The organism is Bradyrhizobium sp. WBOS07 (assembly GCF_024585165.1).
GTDB classification, from domain to species: domain Bacteria; phylum Pseudomonadota; class Alphaproteobacteria; order Rhizobiales; family Xanthobacteraceae; genus Bradyrhizobium; species Bradyrhizobium japonicum_B.
Window position 1 is genome coordinate 6,487,245 of the sequence record NZ_CP029008.1, and the last position, 21,597, is coordinate 6,508,841.

The following is a 21,597-nucleotide window of genomic DNA, read 5'->3' on the forward strand; positions in this document are numbered from 1 at the left end:
CACCTTGCTGCGGATCTGGAAGGCCACGATCAATTCCCGTAACGGTCTGGCCTTTGCGTTCAAATCGGAGCAGGCCGTCCGCGAGGAGATCTTTGCGCTTCTGCTGTCGGTGCCGCTTGCCTGGTTCATCGGCGCGACCGCGATGCGCGCGGTCGAATTGGTGTGCTCTGTGGCGTTCGTGCTGACGGTCGAGCTCCTCAACACCGCGATCGAGAAGCTCGCCGACCGGCTGACCATGGACCACGACAAGCAGATCGGCCGGGTCAAGGACATGGGCTCGGCCGCGGTCGGCGTGGCGTTGCTGATGGCCGGCGCGTTCTGGATCTTCGCCATCGTCGAGCGGTTGGGTTTCGTCTAACGAGGAACGGACAAGGGCGCCCGATGACCGAACGTCTCAACGCATTCGCGGTCACGCTCGCCCAGCTCAATCCGACCATGGGCGACATCGCGGGCAATGCCGCCAAGGCGCGGACGGCGCGCGCGCAAGCGGTCGCCGACGGCGCCGATCTCGTGCTGTTTCCGGAATTGTTCATCGCCGGCTATCCGCCGGAAGACCTCGTGCAGAAGCCGGCCTTCCAGGCCGCCTGCCGCGCCGCGATCGAAGCCCTGGCGCGCGAAACCGCCGATGGCGGGCCTGCCATGCTGGTCGGCACGCCCTGGGTCGAGGAGGGCAAGCTCTACAATGCCTGCGCGCTGCTCGACGGCGGCCGCATCGCGAGCCTGCGCTTCAAATGCAACCTGCCGAACTACGGCGTGTTCGACGAGAAGCGGCTGTTTGCGCGCGGGCCCGCGGCGGGACCGGTGACCGTGCGCGGCGTGCGCATCGGCGTGCCGATCTGCGAGGACATCTGGCTGGAGGAGTCCGAGGACTACGAGAACGTGGTCGAGACGCTGGCCGAGACCGGCGCCGAGATCATCCTGGTTCCGAACGCCTCGCCTTACGCCCGCGACAAGAACGACGTGCGCCTGTCGGTCGCGGTCGCGCGCGTCACCGAGAGCGGGCTGCCGCTGGTCTATCTCAACCAGGTCGGCGGCCAGGACGAGCTGGTGTTCGACGGCGCCTCCTTCGCGCTCAACGGCGATCTTTCGCTCGGGGCGCAACTGCCGGCATTTGAGGACAGCGTCGTTACGCTGCGCTTCAGCCGCAACGGCGACGATTGGCGCTGCGCGGGGCCGGTCGCTGCGCTGCCCGAAGGCGACAAGGCCGATTACGCGGCTTGCGTGCTGGGCTTGCGCGACTATGTCGGCAAGAACGGCTTTCCCGGCGTGCTGCTCGGCATTTCCGGCGGCATCGATTCAGCGTTGTGCGCGGCCATCGCGGTCGATGCGCTCGGTGTCGACCAGGTGCATGGCGTGATGCTGCCGTATCGCTACACGGCGGCGCACTCGATCGCCGACGCCGGCGAGCTCGCCGGCCATCTCGGCATCCGCTACGAGGTGCTGCCGATCGCGGAAGCCGTCAGCGGGTTCGAGACCATCCTGTCAGGGCTGTTCAAGAATCTGCCGCCTGATGTCACCGAGGAGAATCTCCAGGCCCGCACCCGCGGCACGCTCCTGATGGCGATCTCCAACAAGACCGGCCTGATGGTGGTGACGACAGGCAACAAGTCCGAGATGTCGGTCGGCTACGCCACGCTCTATGGCGACATGAACGGCGGCTTCAATCCGATCAAGGATATCTACAAGACGCAGGTGTTCCGGCTGGCAAGCTTGCGCAACGGCTGGAAGCCGGACGGCGCGCTCGGACCCGCCGGCGAGGTGATCCCGCCCGACATCATCACGCGGCCGCCGACCGCGGAGCTGCGCGAGAACCAGACCGATCAGGATTCGCTGCCGCCCTATGACGTGCTCGATGCCATCCTGGAGCGCCTGGTCGAGCGCGAAGAGCCTTTGGACCGGATCATTGCCGCCGGCTTCGACCGCGAGATCGTCACCCGCATCGACCATCTGCTCAACGTCGCCGAATACAAGCGCCGCCAAGCCGCGCCCGGCGTGAAGGTCACGCCAAGGAATTTCGGCCGCGACCGCCGCTATCCCATCACCAACCGCTTTCGCGACAAGGGTGAACCATTGCCTGCGGCGGACGAAGCGCTGGTGTCGCGCGGCAGCAAGGCCTCGATCGACGCGTTCGAGGGGTGAGTTGACCGGAGTAGGAAGTAGGGTGGGCAAAGCGAAGCGTGCCTACGGGTTCTTCGCTGTTGTCAAAGTTCGTGGGCACGGCGCAAGTGCGCCTTTGCCCACCCTACGGACTCATTCCGCTGTCATCATCCGCGAAAGCGGATGATCCAGTATTCCGCGGCGTGCGTCGTGAAAACCAACTGCCGCCGCGGAGTACTGGATGCCCCGCCTGCGCAGGGCATGACAGTTGAGATTGGAGCGGGCGCCTTACGCTACTTCTGCTGCTGCGGCAGGAAGGTGGGGCCGACCGAGCGGATCGGCTTGTTTTCGGAGCTCGCAGCCGTGCCGGTCTCCGCCGGCGGCGTTGCAGCCGGTGCATTCGCGGTCGTCGGCGCGGGAGCGGCGCCCTTCTTGGCGTTGGCAGGCGCGCCCTTGTTGAGCCGCTGCTGCTGCATCTTCTTGGCGCTCTCCTCGGTGACGATGATGTCGCCCTGCTGCTCGGCCGCGGCCTTGTCGTCGGCGGATTTCAGCGCATCCGCCCAGGTCTGTCCTGCGGCCTTGCAGGAGCAGGACGGATTGAACTCGCTGCGGAACTTGAACGCGGTCGGCAGCGCCGTGTAGGGCTGGCCGCTGATCGAGACCGCGGAGTTCATGTCTTCGCCGGGATTGCGATGGGTGTAGAGCATGGCTTCCGCGGCCGGGCAGAGCGCCTTGCAGGTCTTCTCGTCGTCGGGGAAGCGCGCCGGCACCGTCGCGAACGAGACCGGGAAATAGGCGCCGTCGCAGGTGCGCACGCACACGGTGCGGAAGGTGCCGGATTGCGGCCCGAGATCGGAGGGCGGCATGCCTTGCGGATTGCCGGCGTTGTTGCCGCCGAACAGGTTGGTCAGGAAGTTGCCGCCGCCTTGCGGCGGCGCGGCATTGGCATATTGCGGGCCGCAATTGTTCTGCGCCAGCGCCGCCAGCACCGAGCGGCGTTGGGCGTCGCGTTCGGGGCTGAAGCCGCCGGGCCCGCCACCGCGCAGGCGCTCGAGATTGCCGGTGATCTGATCCAGATTGGCGCGCATCTGCTGGATCTGGGTGTTGACCGGGCCGCATTGCGCCGACTGGCCGTTGAACAGCGAGAAGAAGCCGGAGGAGTCGCAGCCCATGCGCTTGGCCTGCATGGTGACGCGGTCGAGCTCGGCCTGCTGGCGGGTCTGGGAATCCTGGTAGCGGCGGACCTGCTCCTCACGCGCGGGGTCGCCACCGCCGCCGCGATCCAGCGCGGCGAGCTGGCCCTCCAGGCGCACGCACATCGGATTCGGCCCGACGCCGTTCTGGCCCGCTTGCGGCGGCGGTCCGGGCGGAACGGCCTGCGCCAAAGCGCCGGTGACGAGCACGGCCGTGCTCAACAGCACGGTGCAGGCAAGGAGACAGCGAGCACGGGAGAGAGACAGGAATTCAGGCATATCCGCCATTCTAGCGAGGTCACGGCCCAACGTGACTTTCCAACTTGACTTGGAGGGCCGAAGCGCGCCCTCCCAATAGCCGCTTCCTGCGGCATCGTCACGTCGTTTCGGGGACCAAGTGACCGGCCTAAGCTGCGCCAGCTCCGAGCAAATTCAGCGCTGGCAGGTGATTGCGACATATTCGTCGCAATGGCCATGGGAGCAATTTGTGCCGGATTTGGGGACGGAGCCGGTAATTTCGTCGGGATCGACCCGGCGATAGGCTGATGCCTGGGCAAAATCTCGTGACTGGCAATATGTGCGCGCGGCGGAGGCGCCGCATTTGTCACCTTTGGCCAGGCACTGGTCGACGCCGTAACCGCTGGCCTGATTGGCGATGATGAAGACGCGGGTCTCGGCGCAGGCGCCGGAGGCGGCGAAGACGAAGGCGCTGGAAATGAGCGCGGGCAAGAATCGCATGAAAAGGCACCGGGGCAAAAAAGGGGAACTGCCGGTTCCAGAATGGGCTCAAATGGTTAGGGGATCGTGAACCCTCAGGACGGGCGCGCCTTGCGGAAGACAAAACGGGGGCTTTTCGCGGCTCTCTTGACGCAGGGGCGCCTGATGGCCCATATGTTCCGCATGAACGGTCTCCTCGCCATTTGCGCCATTTGCCGCGAGATTACGAGCTAGCGATTCGCTGGCTGGAGCCGTCTTTTCTCAAACACGTTGAGAGCCTTGGACGCCCGGCCGCAAGGGATGGGTTGTCATGGAATTGCGCCTCTACGATACGCTGAGCCGGGACAAGCGCGCCTTCGTGCCGCTCGATGCCAGCAACGTCCGCATGTATGTGTGCGGGCCCACCGTCTATGACTTCGCCCATATCGGCAATGCGCGGCCGGTGATCGTGTTCGACGTGCTGTTCCGGCTGCTCCGCCACCTCTATGGCGAGGCGCATGTCAAATATGTCCGCAACATCACCGACGTCGACGACAAGATCAACGACCGCGCCGCGCGCGATTTTCCCGGCCTGCCGCTGAACGAGGCGATCCGCAAGGTGACGGAGGAGACGGGCCGGCAGTTTCATGCCGACGTCGATGCGCTGGGCTGCCTGCGGCCGAGCGTCGAGCCGCGCGCGACCGAGCATATCGCCGAGATGCGCGAGATCATCGAACGGCTCGTCAAGGGCGGCTTTGCCTATGTCGCCGAGGACCATGTGCTGTTCTCGCCGCAGGCGATGAACGCGGCCAATTCCTCGCTGCCGCGCTATGGCACGCTGTCGAAGCGGTCACTCGACGAGATGATCGCAGGTGCGCGCGTCGATGTCGCGCCTTACAAGCGTGATGCGACCGATTTCGTGCTGTGGAAGCCGTCCAAGCCCGGTGAGCCGTCATGGGCCTCGCCGGCCGGCATCAAGGCCGAGGGCCGTCCGGGCTGGCACATCGAGTGCTCGGCGATGGCCTGGAAGCATCTCGGCGAGCATTTCGACATTCATGGCGGCGGCATCGATCTCGTGTTTCCGCATCACGAGAACGAGGTGGCGCAGACCTGCTGCGCCTTCCACCGCGAGCGCATGGCGAACTATTGGATGCACAACGGCTTCCTCCAGGTCGAGGGCGAGAAGATGTCGAAGAGCCTCGGCAACTTCATCACCATCCACGAGCTGCTCAAGGACTGGCCGGGCGAGGTGCTGCGCCTGAACATGCTGAAGACGCATTACCGTTCGCCGATCGACTGGACCATGAAGTCGCTGGAGGAGAGCGCCAAGACGCTCGACGACTGGTATCGCGTCGCGGCGGACGTCGAGCCCGGCAAGCCGGCTGCGTCCGTCGTCGAGCCGCTGCTCGACGATCTCAATACGCCGCTGGCGATCGCGGCACTGCATGGCCTGCGCGGCGGAGACGTGAGCGCCCTGGCGGGCTCGCTGCGGCTGCTCGGTTTCCTGTCCGAGAGCGCTGCGCAGTGGGAGGGCCGCAAGCAGCAGGCGAGCGGCGTCGATGCCAGCGAAGTCGAGCGCCTGATCGCGGAGCGGACTGCCGCCCGTAGCCGCAAGGACTTTGGGGAATCCGACCGCATTCGTGATCTGCTCGCCGCCATGGGCGTTGCGATCAAGGACTCCAAGGAAGGTACCACGTGGGAGATCGCGCGATGAAGCGTCCCGACACGCCTTTCCCTCGGCACTGGATCTACTACATCGCGCTGAAGATCGCGCTGCTCGCGGGCGCGGTGGCGCTGGTGCTCAAGCTGTATGGGATGTGGTGAGGACGATGGGACAGACTTTGCCAAAGCCCGCACTTCGGCCGTTCCTGCCCGAGGACGTCCCGCTGCTCGCCGCGATCTTTACCGCCAGCATCGAAGAGCTGACCGGCGAGGATTATAGCGAGGCGCAGCAGCAGGCCTGGATGGAGCTCGCGGAAGGCGAAGAGTTCGGCAAGCACCTCGCGGCCGACCTGACCCTGATCGCGACCATCGAAGGCTCGCCGGTTGGTTTTGCGTCGCTGCGCGGCACCGACCACATCCGCATGCTCTATGTGCATCCGGCCGTAGCCGGGCACGGCATCGCCACCATGCTGGTCGACGCGCTGGAGAAGCTTGCCGGCGGCCGCGGTGCGGCGAGCCTGTCGGTCGACGCCAGCGACACCGCCGAGGGCTTTTTCGCCAAGCGCGGCTACACCGCCCAGCAGCGCAACAGCGTCACCGTCAACGACGAATGGCTCGCCAACACCACGATGAAGAAGACGCTCGGAGGCGGGCAATGAGCAAGGAGCGTCTTTATCTGTTCGACACCACGCTGCGCGACGGCGCGCAGACCAACGGCGTCGACTTCACGCTGACCGACAAGCAGGTCATCGCCGCGATGCTCGACGACCTCGGCATCGATTATGTCGAAGGCGGCTATCCCGGCGCCAATCCGCTCGACAGCGAGTTCTTTGCCAGCAAGCCCAAGCTCGATCATGCCCGCTTCACCGCGTTCGGCATGACGCGACGGGCCGGGCGCTCGGTCTCGAACGATCCGGGCGTGGCCGGGCTGTTGGAAGCGAAGGCGGATGCGATCTGCTTCGTGGCGAAGGCCTCGGCCTATCAGGTGCGCGTCGCGCTGGAGACGACGAAAGAAGAGAACCTCGCCTCGATCCGCGACAGCGTCGCGGCCGCGAAGGCCGCCGGCCGCGAGGTCATGCTCGATTGCGAGCATTTCTTCGACGGCTACAAGGAAGATGCCGCATTCGCGCTGGCCTGCGCCAAGACGGCCTTCGATGCCGGCGCGCGCTGGGTGGTGCTGTGCGATACCAACGGCGGCACCATGCCTGACGAGGTCGAGGCCATCGTCACCGAGGTGACGAAGCACATCCCCGGCGATCACGTCGGCATCCACGCCCATAATGACACCGAGCAGGCGGTGGCCAATTCGCTCGCCGCGGTGCGGGCCGGCGCGCGGCAGATCCAGGGCACGCTGAACGGCCTCGGCGAGCGCTGCGGCAACGCCAATCTCTGCTCGCTGATCCCGACGCTGAAGTTGAAGCAGGGTTTTGCCGACGCCTTCGAGATCGGCGTCACGACGGAAAAGCTGGCGACGCTCGTCAAGGTCTCGCGCACGCTCGACGACATGCTCAACCGCGTTCCGAACCGGCATGCTCCTTACGTCGGCGAGAGCGCCTTCGTCACCAAGACCGGCATTCATGCCTCCGCGGTGCTGAAGGATCCGCAGACCTACGAGCACGTGCTGCCGGAGACGGTGGGCAATCACCGCAAGGTGCTGGTCTCGGACCAGGCCGGTCGGTCCAACGTCATCGCCGAGCTCGAGCGGGCCGGCATTCCCTACGAGAAGAGCGATCCCAAGCTGACGCGCCTCGTCGAGGAGCTGAAGGAGCGCGAGGCGCAAGGCTACGCCTACGAGTCCGCCAACGCGTCCTTCGAGCTGCTGGCGCGTCGCACGCTCGGCAAGGTGCCGCATTATTTCGAGGTCGAGCAGTTCGACGTCAATGTCGAGCAGCGCTACAACGCGCTCGGCGAACGCGTCACCGTGGCGCTCGCGGTGGTGAAGGTTGACGTCGCCGGCGAGCACCTGATCTCGGCGGCCGAGGGCAACGGCCCCGTCAACGCGCTCGACGTCGCCATGCGCAAGGACCTCGGCAAGTACCAGAAATACATCGAGGGCTTGAGGCTGATCGATTACCGGGTGCGTATCCTCAACGGCGGCACCGGCGCGGTCACGCGCGTGCTGATCGAGAGCGAGGACGAGAACGGCGACAGCTGGACCACAGTCGGCGTCTCCCCGAACATCATCGACGCCTCGTTCCAGGCGCTGATGGATTCGGTGATCTACAAGCTCGTGAAGTCGGGCGCGCCGGCGTAAGCCCTACAGCGGCTGTCATACCCCGCCAAGGCGGGGTATCCAGTACGCCGCGGCCTCTCCGCACGTCGCAACGTCTCGGAGTACTGGATCGTCCGGTCGAGCCGGGCGATGACAGCGGAGCGAGGAGGGGACCAATGATCGACCACATTTCCGTCGGCGTCAGCGATCTCGAGCGCGCCGCGAAATTCTATGAGGCGACGCTCGCAGCGCTTGGCCTTGCGCGCCTCGTCACGCGGCCGCGGACAGTCGGCTTCGGCAAGGCCTATCCCGAGTTCTGGATCAATCTGCGCGAGAACATGCCGCCTGTAGCCCGGGAAAGCGGCGTGCACATCTGCCTGCGGGCCAAGACGACGGACGAGGTCAATGCGTTTCATGCCGCGGCTCTCGCGGCGGGCGGGGCCTCCGACGGTGCGCCCGGCATCCGACCGCACGATCGCGTGCGCTACTACGCGGCGTTCGTCGTCGATCCCGACGGCAACCGCATCGAGGCGGTGACGTTTCCGCAGGAATAGCGCCCTACAGCCGGCGCGCCACGTCGGGCGCGAGATCGCGCTGGCTGTCCGGAATCTGCGCAGCAGCGGCGCGCAATCGCGGAACGATCTCCTCGACCCTGTCGGCCTTCAGGATATCGACGGTGAGACCGGCGCGGATGAACTCGGTTTGGCGCATGTGGGCCACCAGAGAGAACAGCGGCTCCCAGAAATTGTCGATATTGGCGAGCAGCACGGGCTTGGCGTGACGACCGAGCTGCTGCCAGGTCAATTGCTCGACCAGCTCCTCGAGCGTGCCGAGCCCGCCGGGCAGGGCGACGAAGGCGTCGGAGCGTTCGAACATCAGCCGTTTGCGCTCGTGCATGTCGGGCGTGACGACCATCTCCTGCACGCGCGTCAGTGCGTTCTCGCGCATCCGCAGGAAGTCGGGGATGATGCCGGTGACCGTGCCGCCGTGATCGAGCACGGAGGTTGCGACCGCCCCCATCAGCCCGAGCGAGCCGCCGCCATAAACGAGGCGGATCTTGCTATCCGCCAGCGCCTTGCCGAGCGCTTTCGCCGCCTCGATGAAGTTGGGATTGGTTCCAGGGCCGGAGCCGCAATAGACACAGACGGTTTTGATCGTGCTCATTGGTGCCATGATGCATTGCAGCGAAGAGGCGTCAAGCCCTTCAGGTGATTCGATACTTCCGGAAATCTACCGGTAAATGGCGGCAAACAATCGAAGATTCGCCATTTGACGGGGTGCGCTGGCATCGGGAAGGCTCTATATGACAGGCGAAAATCGTAAATCTCGACGACGCCCGCATCCGGTGGGCTTTCAGGCTTCTTGATGGACCAACCTCAATCGTTCGACGGCGCCGACGTTCCTGCCGGCGGCCCGCCCGAGCAGGGGACGCTGATGGGCACGCTTGCGCATCTGTGGCCCTATATCTGGCCGGGCGACCGCTTCGACCTGAAGATGCGCGTGGTGTGGTCGCTGGTGCTGCTGCTTGCGGCCAAGCTGATCACGCTCGCGGTCCCCTTCAGCTTCAAATGGGCGACGGACGCGCTGACCGGCGCCAACACCGCGCCGGTCGCGGCCGACAATTGGCAGCTCTGGGTGATCGCCTCGCCGTTATTGCTGACGGTGAGCTACGGCGTGATGCGCATCCTGATGGCGCTGCTGACGCAATGGCGCGACGGCATCTTCGCGCGCGTCGCCATGCACGCGGTGCGCAAGCTCGCCACCATCACCTTCATCCACATGCACGAGCTGTCGCTGCGCTTCCACCTCGAGCGCAAGACCGGCGGCCTGACCCGCGTGCTCGAGCGCGGCCGCGAAGGCATCGAGGTCATCGTCCGCATGGTGATCCTGCAGCTGATCCCGACCATCGTCGAGGTCTCGCTGCTGATGGCCGTGCTGCTCTGGCAGTTCGACTGGCGCTACGTGGTCGCGACCCTGATCATGGTCGCGCTCTACATGTACTACACCTACATCGCGACCGAGTGGCGGATCGGCATCCGCCGCAAGATGAACGATTCCGACACCGAGGCGAACACCAAGGCGATCGACTCGCTGCTCAACTACGAGACCGTGAAATATTTCAGCGCCGAGGCGCGCGAGGCGCAGCGCTACGACAAATCGGTGGAGCGCTACGAGGAAGCCAGCGTCCGCACCTACACCTCGCTCGCGGTGCTCAACACCGGCCAGGCGGTGATCTTCACGCTGGGCCTGACCGCGACCATGCTGATGTGCGCGATCGGCGTGCGCAACGGCACCAACACGGTCGGCGATTTCGTGCTGGTCAACGCCATGATGATCCAGCTCTACCAGCCCCTCAACTTCATGGGCATGGTCTATCGCGAGATCAAGCAGGCGATCATCGACATCGAGAAGATGTTCGGCGTGCTCGGCCGCGAGGCCGAGATCAAGGACGCCCCCGATGCCAAGCCGCTGGTCGTCTCCGCCGGCACCGTGCGCTTCGAGGACGTGCGCTTCGCCTATGAGCCGACGCGTCCGATCCTCAAGGGCATCAGCTTCGAGGTGCCGGCCGGCAAGACCGTCGCCATCGTCGGCCCGTCGGGCGCAGGCAAGTCGACCATCTCGCGGCTGCTGTTCCGCCTCTATGACGTCTCCGGCGGCAGGATTCTGATCGACGGCCAGGACATCCGCGCGGTGACGCAGGATTCGCTCCGCGCCTCGATCGGCATGGTGCCGCAGGATACCGTGCTGTTCAACGACACCATTCGCTACAACATCCGCTACGGTCGCTGGGACGCCAGCGATGCCGAGGTCGAGGAAGCGGCGCAACTGGCGCAGATCGACCGTTTCATCCGCATGGCGCCGAAGGGCTACGAGACGCAGGTCGGGGAGCGTGGGCTCAAGCTGTCCGGCGGCGAGAAGCAGCGCGTCGCGATCGCGCGCACCGTCTTGAAGGCGCCGCCGATCCTGGTGTTGGACGAGGCAACCTCGGCGCTCGATACCCACACCGAGCACGAGATCCAGGGCGCGCTCGACCGCGTGGCGAAGAACCGCACCTCGCTGGTGATCGCGCACCGGCTCTCGACCATCGTCGGGGCCGACGAGATCATCGTGCTGGATCAGGGCCGCATCGCCGAGCGGGGCACCCACGCCAAGCTGCTCGCCCATGGCGGCCTCTATGCCAGCATGTGGAACAGGCAGCGCGAGGCGGAGGCGGCGCGCGAGAAGCTGGCCCAGATGGCCGATACCGGCGAGGCCCCCAACCGGGAGCCGCCCCCGGTCGATGACGCCCTGACGACGCCGGCGGCGGTGTGACCTTGTCTCCGGTCCCAACTCTGGCCTAAACAGGCCCGCGCGACCTGCGCCATCAACCCCGAGCGGCAGATAACGATGTCCATTCTCGATTCGATCCAGCGTCAGATCCCGCCGATCCACAAGGAGGGTTATCCCTTCATCGGCGGCTTTGCGCTGGCCAGCCTGGTCCTGTTCTGGCTGTGGTCGCCTCTGGGCTGGATCGGCACGATCCTGACCGTGTGGTGCGCGCTGTTCTTCCGCGATCCCGTGCGCGTGACGCCGGTGCGCGAGGGGCTGGTGGTGTCGCCTGCCGACGGCCGCGTCTCGATGATCACCATGGCGCTGCCGCCGGCCGAGCTCGGGCTCGGCGACCGGCCGCTGCCGCGCATCTCGGTGTTCATGAGCGTGTTCAATTGCCACGTGAACCGCGCGCCCGTCGCGGGCCGGGTGGACCGCATCGCCTACCGCCCCGGACTCTTCATCAATGCCGAGCTCGACAAGGCCAGCGAGGACAACGAGCGCAACTCGCTGGTCATCTCGACACCGACGGCTCGCATCGGTGTGGTGCAGATCGCAGGCCTCGTCGCCAAGCGCATCGTCTGCTTCGTCCGGGAAGGCCAGGCGATCGGCGCCGGCGAACGCTTCGGCCTGATCCGCTTCGGCTCGCGGCTCGACGTCTATCTGCCCGTCGGCACCAAGGCGCTGGTCTCGGAAGGGCAGACCGCCATCGCCGGCGAGACGATTTTGGCCGATCTTGCCGGCGACGACCCCGGCCGCGCCTTCCGCGCCAATTAACCAATAGTCGGTCTAGGAGGGCCTTCCGCTGCGATGGCGGAGGGGGGCGCGGCTTGCTATATCTCGCCTTGAGGTGAGGACAGCCATGACGCCCTACGATCTGAGAGATCCCGATGTACGCCGCCGCCGGTTCCGCCCGATTCCGGTGCGGATGCTGGTGCCCAACGTCATTACGCTGCTGGCGATCTGCGCCGGCCTGACCTCGATCCGGCTGTCGATCGAAGGGCGGATGTCGCTCGCCGTCTATGCCATCGTGTTCGCGGCCGCGCTCGACGGTATCGACGGGCGCATCGCGCGCATGATCAAGGGCCAGTCCAAGTTCGGCGCCGAGCTCGACAGCCTTGCCGATTTCGTCAATTTCGGCGTCGCGCCCGGTCTGATGCTGTATTTCTGGCAGTTGCACGAGCTCGGCAATGCCGGCTGGATCGCTGCCATGGTGTTTGCGATTTCCGGCGGCCTGCGCCTGGCGCGCTTCAACGCCACCATGGACGATCCCAACAAGCCGGCCTTTGCCGCCAATTTCTTCACCGGCGTGCCGGCGCCGGCCGGCGCGATCACCGTGCTGCTGCCGATCTACGTCGCCTTCCTCGATCTCGGCCGCATGCCTGCGGCGGTGACGGCGGCCTACACGCTCCTGATCGCTTTCCTGATGGTGTCGCGCCTGCCGGTGTTCTCCGGCAAGACCAAGCGCATGCGCGTGCCGCCGGAGCTGGTGCTGCCGGCCTTCGTCGCGGTGATCGTCTTCATCGCGCTGCTGATCGCCTATCCCTGGCACGTGCTGTCGATCGGCACGGTGCTGTATCTTCTCGCTTTGCCGCTCGGCTACAAATCCTATCGCGACCAGGCCCGCGCGATGGAGGCTGCGGCGCCGGCGGGAGACGAGGTCTCTTCGCCGCCCTCGGCGCCGACGCTGACGAATCTGTCGGAGCCGCCGCAGGACGACGACCGGCCCGGACGGCTGCACTGAGCAGCGACACGCGGATATCTGCCATGAGGCCCCCCGAGTTGGGTTGAGACCCGATCTCGGCTATATCGCCCTGTGACGGCGGCATCGCGTCAATCAGCCGCCAATTTGGGAGAGAACGCCGTGACCGATAAAGCGACCGGGCCGCTGCCCGCTTCCGTCCTCGAAGCGCTGGGCCGCTACGACACGCCGACGATCTGCAATGCCATGGAGATCGTGGCGCCCGAGCGCCGGCTGATCGGCTACACCACCAAGCAACTGGTCTGCCCGTTCCCCGATTTGCCGCCGATCGTCGGCTATGCCCGCACGGTTGCGATCCGCTCGGTGCTGAAATCCTCGCTTCCCGCCGAGGAGCAGTCGAAGCGCCGCATCGAATATTACGAATATGTCGGCACCGGCCATGGGCCGCGCATCTCCGTGATCCAGGACATCGACGGTCCCGACGTCGGCTACGGCGCGTTCTGGGGCGAGGTGCAGAGCAACGTGCACAAGGCACTCGGCTGCCTCGGCGTCATCACCGACGGCTCGATCCGCGACATCCCGCAATGGGCCCCTGGCTTCCAGGCGCTGGCGGGCTCGATCGGGCCGTCCCACGCCTGGGTCCATGCCGAGAGCTTTGGCGGCGAGGTCCGCGTCGCCGGCATGACCGTGAGGTCTGACGACCTGATCCACGCCGACCGGCACGGCGCCATCGTGATCCCGCTCGACGTCGCGGCAAAGCTGCCCGAGGCGGCCGAGCTCTGCGGCCGCCGCGAGACGCCGATTCTGGAGATCGCCCGCAGTCCCGATTTCTCGCTGGAGAAGCTGAAGGCCGCGCTGAAGCGCTCGGCGGAGATCCACTGAGCCTACGGCGATGACGTCGGTCGCGGGCTGCCTTGTTCGGCCAGGAACAGGGCAGCCTGATCCGGCTCTCCCAGCACGGCGGCGGCACATCCGATCAGGGCGAAGCCGCCGGCGAAATCCCACAGGGTGATGTCGTCCGCGCTGTTGGGGCTGTGAAGCAATCGCGCCGCGAGCAGGGCGAAGGCCGCCTCGACAAAGAGCAGGGCGCTGAACGCCGGCAGGACCAGCTCCGGCTCGAGCAAATGGAGCGCCAGCACCGCCGGCAACGCGGTGAGAACACCGAATAGCGTCAACATTGCAGATCGCTCCCGCGATTTGGCCTGCGCGGGCTGCAGAATAGCAGATCATTGAGGGGCCCGCCCGTGGCGCAGGGCCGCAGTTCGCTTGGGAACTCAGCTTCGATGGCGAGCGAGCAGTTCCTTAAGCCTCCGGCCGTGGTTCCGGACTGAGTCGCCCGAACCGTGGCTCGGTCCCGGCGCTGAATGTTGGTGCGATGGCGCACGATCACATAGATGCCACCTGCAAGCACCAGCAATCGATAGGGCAAGGGTTGCTCGAGGACGCAGACGAGGGCGATCGTCGTCAGCGCGGCCAGCATCGAGCCCAGCGAGACGATGCGCGAGACGGCCAAGGGCGACAGCAAAAGCGATTGCTGCTCCGAGCCCGACTGGCCACGCCATCGCAAGCAGGACGCCGAGCCCTGTCGCCGCGGATTTGCCGCCGGTGAAGTTCAGCCAAATCGAAAGGGCGTGTCCCAACAACGCGGCAAGTCCGGAAAGACACGCGGCCCAGTCGATCCAGCCTTGCGGATCGAGCGCGGCCGGCGGCGTGCCTGATGGAAACGTGAAAGCCCAGCCAAAGAACCAGCGGGCAAAGACGATTGCCGCGGCACCCTTGAGCACATCAACCAGAAGCACAGCCAGCGCGGGCCATTTTCCGAGGATGCGCAGCACATTTGTTGCGCCGGTCGATTTGGAGCCGTGCTCCCTGATGTCGATACCCCTCAGCAGTTCCCAGCGAGATAACCGGTGGGCACAGAACCGAAGAGATAGGCGATGGCCAATCCAATCGCGCTCGCCAGCCAGAAAACCATGGGAGAACCCCTCGACGCTCCAGTGTCGGCCATAACGGCTGCGCGTTCATGAGTCCGCCGCCCGGAGGGCGAGGACATCATCGGCCGAGGGCGCTTTTATGGTTAGTGAAACGTTGAGATGCCTGTCGGCAAGCGGCAAAGCCGGCATCCCCCAAGCACACTGTCCCGGTCCGGCGTGCTGGCTCAACTTAACCTTTACGCGGCTTTAAGGGCGGCGCTCTAGGGTTTGCGATGCGGTTCGGGGTTGGGCCGCACCAGCGGCCAGGACGGCCGTTGTCGCGTACGCGTTGGAGTCGACAATGGATATCGCAACACTCGTCGGGTTGGCCGCGGGCGCCGTGGTGGTGTCGACGCTGATCTTGATGGGCGGCAGCTTCGGGATGTTCTACGACATCCACGCCGTGATCGTCATCTTCGGCGGCTCCTTCGCCGCAACGATGATCCGCTTTCCCTTGTCCGCGATGATCCACGGCGTGCCGCTCGGCGCGAAGTTTGCCTTCACCCTGAGCCGCCTTTCGGCCCACGACCTCGTCGACGAACTCGCCCGCATCGCCGAAATCGCCCGCAAGCAGGGTCCGGTCGGGCTGGAAAAGGTCGAGACTGACGAGCCGTTCCTCGCCAAGGGCATCCGCTACGTCGCCGACGGCTACGACCTCGATTTCATTCGCGACAATCTGGAGCGCGACCGCGACAACTTCCTGATGCACCTGGACGAAGGCAGCAAGATCTACCGCGCCGTCGGCGACTGCGCCCCGGCGTTCGGCATGATCGGCACGCTGCTCGGCATGGTGCAGATGTTCTCCAACATGTCGGATCCTTCCAAGCTCGGTCCGTTCATGGCCACCGCGCTGCTGGCGACCCTGTACGGCGCCGTTGTCGCCAACCTGGTCTGCCTGCCGATTGCCGACAAGCTGCACGGCAAGCTGCTGGACGAAGAGACCAACCGCACCCTGATCATCGACGGCATCCTGATGATCCGCGACTCCAAGAGCCCGACCCTGGTGCGCGAAATGCTGCTGGCCTATCTGCCGGAGAAGCATCGTAACACCGAGGGAGAGCCGGTGCCGGCCTAAGGCCGCTGCCTGGAATTTGAGAGATGGCCAAGAAGAAGCGCGGCAATGCTCACGGCGGCGGCCACGGCTGGTTCGTGACCTTCGCCGACCTGATGGCGCTGCTGTTGGCGTTCTTCGTGATGCTGGTCGCGTTCTCCACGCAGGATGCCAACAAGCTGAAGATCGTCGCGGGCTCGATGCGCGAGGCGTTCGGCGTGCAGAGCGAAGCGCGCTACTCCGGCATCGTCGAATCGGATGGCCTGCCGACGCGCCCGCGGCTGAAGAACGTCGACCACATCCAGCCGGAAGATGCGTCCAACACGCCGACGCCGGATCAGGAAGACCGCGAGAAGACCTCCGGCGCAAAGATCAAGGTCGACCGCAATTTCGCGCTCGCCGCAGCCTCGCTGCGCCAGGCGTTGCAGGACATGCCGGAGCTGACCGAGATGTCCAAGCACATCATGTTCGAGGAGACCAAGCAGGGCCTCAACCTGGAGATCGTCGATCAGGACGGCCGCTCGATGTTCGCCGACGGCTCCAAGGTGCCCTATGACCGGACCCGCCGCCTGGTCGAGAAGCTCGCCATTCCGCTCAAGGCCACGCCGCTCCGCGTCTCCATCGCCGGTCACACCGCGGCCGGCTTCGTGCCGAACCGCAGCGATTACGGCGCCTTCGATCTGTCGGCCGACCGCGCCAATGCCGTGCGTCAGATTCTCGAACGCGAGGGCCTGCCGCCGTCGCACATCTTCGCCGTCTCCGGCAAGGCGGACACCCAGCCACTGTTTCCGGACGATCCTTCGCTCGCAGCCAACCGGCGGGTGACCATCACCCTGATGCGCGAGGATCCGCCGCTGCCGCCAAATCTGAAGCCATGACCGGGGCACGGTGAGCGTCGGTTTCCGACGCGATCGTGCCCGGAGAATGACTCTCTTGCGCTACCATGTTACCTGAGGCATGACGTCGCGCTGGCGATGAGCGTGGCTGCAGCGTCACAGCATCCGGCTCGGCGCCTGCTATGGTGGTGCGCCGATTGACAGGCGCACTGGAAGCGTCAAAAGGCGCCGGATCAATTCCCAGGGAAGAAGCGTTCTCCACCCTCATGACGGCGAGCATCACACAGGCCGAAACCCAGGAAGGGCCGGTCAGATCAGGTTTTTGGGCCCTTACGCTCGGGAGCATCGGCGTCGTCTTCGGCGATATCGGCACCTCGCCGCTCTACGCATTTCACGAGGCGGTCAAGGGCGCGGCCCATGGCGAGCCGGTCTCACGGGTCATCGTGCTCGGTGTGCTCTCGCTGATCCTGTGGGCCCTCTTGATCGTCGTCACCGCCAAATACGTCCTGCTGTTGCTGCGTGCCGACAATAACGGGGAGGGCGGCACGCTCTCGCTGATGGCGCTCGGTCAACGCGCGCTCGGGCGACGAAGCTGGGTCTTGATGGCGCTCGGTGTGGTGGGCGCCTCCATGTTCATCGGCGATTCCATGATCACGCCGGCGATCTCGGTGCTCTCGGCGGTGCAGGGTCTCAAGCTCGCAACCCCCGCGCTCGAGCACTATGTCGTGCCGCTCACCGTCCTCATCCTGGTGCTGCTGTTCGCGGTCCAGAGCAAGGGGACCGCCTTGGTCGCATCGGCCTTCGGGCCTGTGATGGTGGTCTGGTTCGCCGTGATCGCGGTGATGGGGGCCGTGCACATCGCCGACGACCCCACCGTGCTCGCGGCAATCAATCCCTATTACGCGGTGCAGTTCGTGCTGTCGCACGGCGTGATCGGCCTCGTGACGCTCGGCGCGGTGTTCCTGGCGGTGACGGGCGGCGAGGCGCTTTATGCCGATCTCGGCCATTTCGGCCGCAAGCCGATCCAGTCGGCCTGGATGTTCTTCGTGCTGCCCGCGCTTCTGATCAACTATTTCGGGCAGGGTGCGCTGGTGCTGTCCGATCCCAGCGCGATCGAGCACTCCTTCTATCGTATGGTGCCCGAGAGCCTGGTGCTGCCGCTGGTCGGACTCGCGACAGCCGCAACCGTGATCGCAAGCCAGGCGGTGATCACCGGCGCCTATTCGCTGGTCCACCAGGCCGTGCAACTCGGGCTCCTGCCGCGTTTCGAGGTGCGTTACACCTCCGAATCCCATGCCGGCCAGATCTATCTGCCGCGCGTCAACCGCCTGCTGCTGATCGGCGTGATGCTGCTGGTGTTGCTGTTCCACACTCCCAGCAATCTGGCTTCGGCCTACGGTATTGCCGTCTCCACCACCATGGTCGCCGATGGCATCATGGGCTTCGTCGTGATTTGGAAGTTGTGGAACTGGCGCGCGGCGACGGCCGCGGCCGTGATCGTCCCTTTCGTCATCGTCGATTTGAGCTTCTTCAGCGCCAACCTGCTCAAGTTGCTGGAAGGCGCCTGGGTGCCGCTGCTGTTCGGCATCGTCATGGCGGGGACGATCTGGACCTGGCGCAAGGGCTCCGGAATTTTGATCCAGAAGACGCGACGGATCGAGGTGCCGCTCGACGATTTGATCCGCAGCCTCGAGAAGCGGCCCCCGCACATCGTCAAGGGCACCGCGGTGTTCCTGACCAGCGATCCCGCGTTCGTGCCGACCGCGCTGCTGCACAATCTCAAGCACAACAAGGTGCTGCACGAGCACAACGTGATTCTGACCATCGAGACCGCGCACACGCCGCGGGTCGACCTGGCGGAGCGATTCCGCATGGAGAAGATCAGCGACAAATTCTCCAAGGTTCGTCTGCGCTTCGGCTTCATGGAGCAGCCGAACGTGCCCAAGGCGCTCGCGATCGCGCGCAAGCAGGGCTGGCAGTTCGACATCATGTCGACGTCGTTCTTCGTCTCTCGACGATCGCTGAAGGCATCCGCGCAGTCGGGCATGCCGCTGTGGCAGGATCATCTGTTCATCGCGCTCAGCCGGTCCGCCAACGATGCCACCGACTATTTCCAGATCCCCACCGGACGCGTGGTTGAGGTCGGAACCCAGGTCACCATCTAGACCGAAATGGAGAAGCTATGCGGATTTGCATAGCTAAGGCCCGCAATCGGGCTAGGCCATGCCGGTAGCGCAGGACTATAAGCCGCGCGCTCCGCCGTTGTGCAGTGAAGCATTTTTGAGGCCGTAGGCTCTCCCATGACAAGTGATGTAGCGATTTCCGCCCCGGAAACGGTGGCGGCCAATGGGCATGGCGATGCCCATACAACCGCCGGTTTCGGGGCGCTGACGCTCGGCAGCATCGGGGTGGTCTATGGCGATATCGGCACCAGTCCGCTCTACGCCTTCCGCGAGGCGGTGATGGCCGCCTCGGGCGCAGAGGGGCTGCCGACGCCGGCTGCGGTGCTTGGCGTGCTCTCCCTGATCCTGTGGGCGCTGATCGTCGTGGTGACGCTCAAATACGTCGTGATCCTGCTCCGGGCCGATAACAACGGTGAGGGCGGCACGCTGGCGTTGATGGCGCTGGCCCAGCGCGCGGTCGGCACCCGCGGGGCGACCATCGTGCTGCTCGGCATCATCTCCGGCGCGCTGTTCTACGGCGACGCGGTGATCACGCCGGCGCTCTCGGTGCTGTCGGCAATCGAGGGCATGAAGGACGTCACGCTCAGGTTCGAGCCCTATATCGTGCCGCTGACGGTGGTGATCCTGGTCTGCCTGTTTGCCGTGCAGTCGCGCGGCACCGCCCGCGTCGCCGCCTTCTTCGGCCCGATCATGTGCGTCTGGTTCGCCGTCATCGCGGCGGCGGCAATCCATCCGATCATCCAGCAGCCGCAGGTTCTGCTGGCTCTGAACCCGCTCTACGCCGTGTCCTTCATGCTCCACCACGGCATCATCGGCTTCGTGACTCTGGGCGCGGTGTTCCTGGCAGTTACCGGCGCGGAGGCGCTCTATGCCGATCTCGGCCATTTCGGCAAACGGCCTATCCAGATTGCCTGGCTGTCGATCGTGCTGCCCTCGCTGGCGCTGAACTATCTGGGGCAGGGCGCGCTCGTGCTCAGCGACCCCGGCGCGATCGTGAGCCCGTTCTTCCAGCTGTTTCCGCAAGGCTTCTTCCGCGGCTGCATGGTCGTGCTCGCCACCATGGCGACCGTCATCGCCAGCCAAGCGGTCATCACCGGCGCCTATTCGCTGACGCGCCAGGCGATCCAGCTCGGCCTGCTGCCGCGCTTCGAAATTCGCCATACGTCTGAAGCCCATTCCGGCCAGATCTTCATCCCGCGCATCAACCAGCTGCTGCTGGTCGCGGTGGTGCTGCTGGTGCTGCTGTTCCGCTCCTCGAGCGCACTGGCTTCGGCCTACGGCATCTCCGTCACCGGGACCATGGTGGTCACGGCGATGATGGGCTTCGTCGTGGTCTGGAAGGGCTGGCGCTGGAAGCCGCTGGCGGCCGCGGCGCTGATCGCCCCGTTCCTGCTTCTCGATCTGACCTTCCTGAGCGCGAACCTGCTCAAGGTGCTCGAGGGCGGCTGGGTGCCGCTGGCGCTCGGCGCGCTCATGATCGTCGTGATGTACACTTGGCGGCGCGGGAGCCGGCTCCTGTTCGAGAAGTCGCGCAAGCTCGAGTTCCCGCTCGCCGAGCTCGTCGCCATGCTGGAGAAGCGGCCGCCGCAGCGCGTGCCCGGCACCGCCGTGTTCCTGACCTCGGATCCCCTGAGCGCGCCGACGGCGCTGATGCACAGCCTGAAGCACTACAAGGTGCTGCACGAGAAGAACGTCATTCTCACCATCGAGACGGCGCAGACCCCCCGCATCGATCCGTCCGAGCGGGTCAAGCTGGAGCAGATCTCACCGACCTTCTCCAAGGTGACGCTCAGGTTCGGCTTCATGGAATCGCCCAACGTGCCGAAGGCGCTGGCGATCGCCCGCAAGCTCGGCTGGCAGTTCGACATCATGTCGACCTCGTTCTTCCTGTCGCGAAGGGCGCTGAAGCCCGCAGCTCATTCGGGCATGCCGCGCTGGCAGGACCGGCTGTTCATCTCGCTCAGCCGCTCCGCCAACGACGCCACGGACTATTTCCAGATCCCGAGCGGCCGCGTGGTCGAAGTCGGCACCCAGGTGGCGATCTAGCTCCGCTGTCGTCGCCCGGCTTGACCGGGCGACCCAGTATTCCAGAGACGGCGCGGCTAGAACCGAGGAGCCGCGGCGTACTGGATTCCCCGCTTTCGCGAGGAATGACATCGAGGGCGTGGTGAGAGGGAGGGCGGTGTCTCTGGCGTGGCCTCCCGAAAGCCGCACTTCAAGTCGCTGCGATTTAGCTTTAACTTGCGCCGCGCGGCTCAAGCCTTTGTAGCGCTTGATTTTCGTCTCCTGAGAGGCGAGGTTGCCGCCGGCCGGACGCTCCGGCCTGCGGCTCGCGACGTTGGAGGATGATGTGGCAAACCAGGTACAGGATCTGACCCCGGACGAGGTCTCCAAAGGTGTCGCGGAAGGACGCTATCTGCTGGTCGACGTTCGCGAGCCGAACGAGGTCCAGGTCGAGGCCTATCCTTACGGCGTCGTCGTCCCGCTCTCGACCTTCGATCCCAAGGCGATTCCCGATCCCCAGGGCAAGCAGGTCGTGTTCGCCTGCCGCTCGGGCAAACGCTCGGTGACGGCCTCGCTCGCGGCGCAGGCGGCGGGCCTGCCTTACGACAAGCATCTGGCCGGCGGCATGCTGGGCTGGAAGGCGGCTGGTCTTCCCAGCAAGGCCGGCGGTTGACCTCAC

Annotated in this window: 19 protein-coding genes and 1 pseudogene; 15 read left to right on the forward strand and 5 right to left on the reverse strand. The window is 65.5% G+C overall.

What is annotated here, in order from left to right:
- Positions 1 to 4 precede the first annotated feature (4 nt).
- Complete coding sequence (locus DCM79_RS30645; protein WP_257177762.1) at positions 5 to 358, forward strand: diacylglycerol kinase; 354 nt, start codon at positions 5 to 7, stop codon at positions 356 to 358.
- A 23-nt stretch (positions 359 to 381) separates the two neighbouring features.
- Positions 382 to 2,139 (forward strand): NAD+ synthase, encoded by a 1,758-nt coding sequence (locus DCM79_RS30650; RefSeq protein WP_257177763.1) that lies wholly within the window; start codon positions 382 to 384, stop codon positions 2,137 to 2,139.
- Positions 2,140 to 2,390: 251 nt separating this feature from the next.
- On the opposite strand, the gene DCM79_RS30655 is transcribed toward DCM79_RS30650, so the two are convergent.
- Both DCM79_RS30655 and DCM79_RS30660 read right to left on the reverse strand, forming a co-directional pair.
- Complete coding sequence (locus DCM79_RS30655) at positions 2,391 to 3,578, reverse strand: DUF2865 domain-containing protein (RefSeq protein ID WP_257177764.1); 1,188 nt, start codon at positions 3,576 to 3,578, stop codon at positions 2,391 to 2,393.
- A gap of 144 nt (positions 3,579 to 3,722) precedes the next feature.
- A complete protein-coding gene (locus tag DCM79_RS30660; RefSeq protein ID WP_257177765.1) occupies positions 3,723 to 4,028 on the reverse strand; it encodes a hypothetical protein in 306 nt (101 codons plus the stop codon).
- Between the two features lie 289 nt (positions 4,029 to 4,317).
- Here DCM79_RS30660 and cysS point away from each other — a divergent pair, with 289 nt between their 5' ends.
- From cysS to DCM79_RS30680, 4 genes are all read left to right on the forward strand, one after another.
- Complete coding sequence (gene cysS / locus DCM79_RS30665; protein ID WP_257177766.1) at positions 4,318 to 5,700, forward strand: cysteine--tRNA ligase; 1,383 nt, start codon at positions 4,318 to 4,320, stop codon at positions 5,698 to 5,700.
- Between the two features lie 115 nt (positions 5,701 to 5,815).
- Entirely contained in the window at positions 5,816 to 6,307 is a 492-nt protein-coding gene (locus tag DCM79_RS30670) for a GNAT family N-acetyltransferase (protein WP_257177767.1), read from the forward strand.
- Positions 6,304 to 7,902: a citramalate synthase gene (gene cimA, locus DCM79_RS30675; protein ID WP_257177768.1), complete on the forward strand. Its 1,599-nt coding sequence runs from the start codon at positions 6,304 to 6,306 to the stop codon at positions 7,900 to 7,902. Before DCM79_RS30670 ends, cimA begins: the two co-directional genes overlap by 4 nt.
- 134 nt (positions 7,903 to 8,036) lie before the next feature.
- Positions 8,037 to 8,414: a VOC family protein gene (locus tag DCM79_RS30680; protein ID WP_257177769.1), complete on the forward strand. Its 378-nt coding sequence runs from the start codon at positions 8,037 to 8,039 to the stop codon at positions 8,412 to 8,414.
- Between the two features lie 4 nt (positions 8,415 to 8,418).
- Here the strand turns inward: DCM79_RS30680 and DCM79_RS30685 are convergent, their stop codons facing one another.
- On the reverse strand, positions 8,419 to 9,024 hold the full coding sequence (locus DCM79_RS30685) for a TIGR00730 family Rossman fold protein (RefSeq protein ID WP_257177770.1): 606 nt from the start codon (positions 9,022 to 9,024) through the stop codon (positions 8,419 to 8,421).
- A 201-nt stretch (positions 9,025 to 9,225) separates the two neighbouring features.
- Between DCM79_RS30685 and DCM79_RS30690 the strand changes: the two genes are divergently transcribed.
- The 4 genes from DCM79_RS30690 to DCM79_RS30705 all read left to right on the forward strand — a co-directional run bounded on the left by DCM79_RS30690 (position 9,226) and on the right by DCM79_RS30705 (position 13,753).
- Positions 9,226 to 11,172 carry an ABC transporter ATP-binding protein/permease gene (locus DCM79_RS30690; RefSeq protein WP_257177771.1) on the forward strand — a complete coding sequence of 649 codons (1,947 nt, stop codon included), beginning with the start codon at positions 9,226 to 9,228 and terminating at the stop codon, positions 11,170 to 11,172.
- Between the two features lie 69 nt (positions 11,173 to 11,241).
- Positions 11,242 to 11,946, forward strand: coding sequence for a phosphatidylserine decarboxylase (locus tag DCM79_RS30695; protein ID WP_257180901.1), 705 nt, complete (start codon positions 11,242 to 11,244; stop codon positions 11,944 to 11,946).
- A gap of 85 nt (positions 11,947 to 12,031) precedes the next feature.
- A complete protein-coding gene (locus tag DCM79_RS30700; RefSeq protein WP_257177772.1) occupies positions 12,032 to 12,913 on the forward strand; it encodes a phosphatidylcholine/phosphatidylserine synthase in 882 nt (293 codons plus the stop codon).
- A gap of 120 nt (positions 12,914 to 13,033) precedes the next feature.
- Entirely contained in the window at positions 13,034 to 13,753 is a 720-nt protein-coding gene (locus tag DCM79_RS30705) for an RraA family protein (RefSeq protein ID WP_257177773.1), read from the forward strand.
- A gap of 2 nt (positions 13,754 to 13,755) precedes the next feature.
- Here the strand turns inward: DCM79_RS30705 and DCM79_RS30710 are convergent, their stop codons facing one another.
- Entirely contained in the window at positions 13,756 to 14,049 is a 294-nt protein-coding gene (locus tag DCM79_RS30710; RefSeq protein ID WP_257177774.1) for a hypothetical protein, read from the reverse strand.
- 124 nt (positions 14,050 to 14,173) lie between these two features.
- A pseudogene (gene plsY, locus DCM79_RS30715) lies at positions 14,174 to 14,846 on the reverse strand (glycerol-3-phosphate 1-O-acyltransferase PlsY).
- Between the two features lie 299 nt (positions 14,847 to 15,145).
- Between plsY and DCM79_RS30720 the strand changes: the two are divergent.
- The 5 genes from DCM79_RS30720 to DCM79_RS30740 all read left to right on the forward strand — a co-directional run bounded on the left by DCM79_RS30720 (position 15,146) and on the right by DCM79_RS30740 (position 21,591).
- Positions 15,146 to 15,919 carry a motility protein A gene (locus DCM79_RS30720; protein WP_028135679.1) on the forward strand — a complete coding sequence of 258 codons (774 nt, stop codon included), beginning with the start codon at positions 15,146 to 15,148 and terminating at the stop codon, positions 15,917 to 15,919.
- A 23-nt stretch (positions 15,920 to 15,942) separates the two neighbouring features.
- A complete protein-coding gene (locus DCM79_RS30725; RefSeq protein WP_028135680.1) occupies positions 15,943 to 16,773 on the forward strand; it encodes a flagellar motor protein MotB in 831 nt (276 codons plus the stop codon).
- 224 nt (positions 16,774 to 16,997) lie between these two features.
- Positions 16,998 to 18,896, forward strand: a complete 1,899-nt coding sequence (locus DCM79_RS30730; protein WP_257177775.1) for a potassium transporter Kup — start codon at positions 16,998 to 17,000, stop codon at positions 18,894 to 18,896.
- A gap of 135 nt (positions 18,897 to 19,031) precedes the next feature.
- Positions 19,032 to 20,960 carry a potassium transporter Kup gene (locus tag DCM79_RS30735; RefSeq protein WP_257177776.1) on the forward strand — a complete coding sequence of 643 codons (1,929 nt, stop codon included), beginning with the start codon at positions 19,032 to 19,034 and terminating at the stop codon, positions 20,958 to 20,960.
- 304 nt (positions 20,961 to 21,264) lie between these two features.
- Positions 21,265 to 21,591 (forward strand): rhodanese-like domain-containing protein, encoded by a 327-nt coding sequence (locus DCM79_RS30740; RefSeq protein WP_257177777.1) that lies wholly within the window; start codon positions 21,265 to 21,267, stop codon positions 21,589 to 21,591.
- Positions 21,592 to 21,597 lie beyond the last annotated feature (6 nt).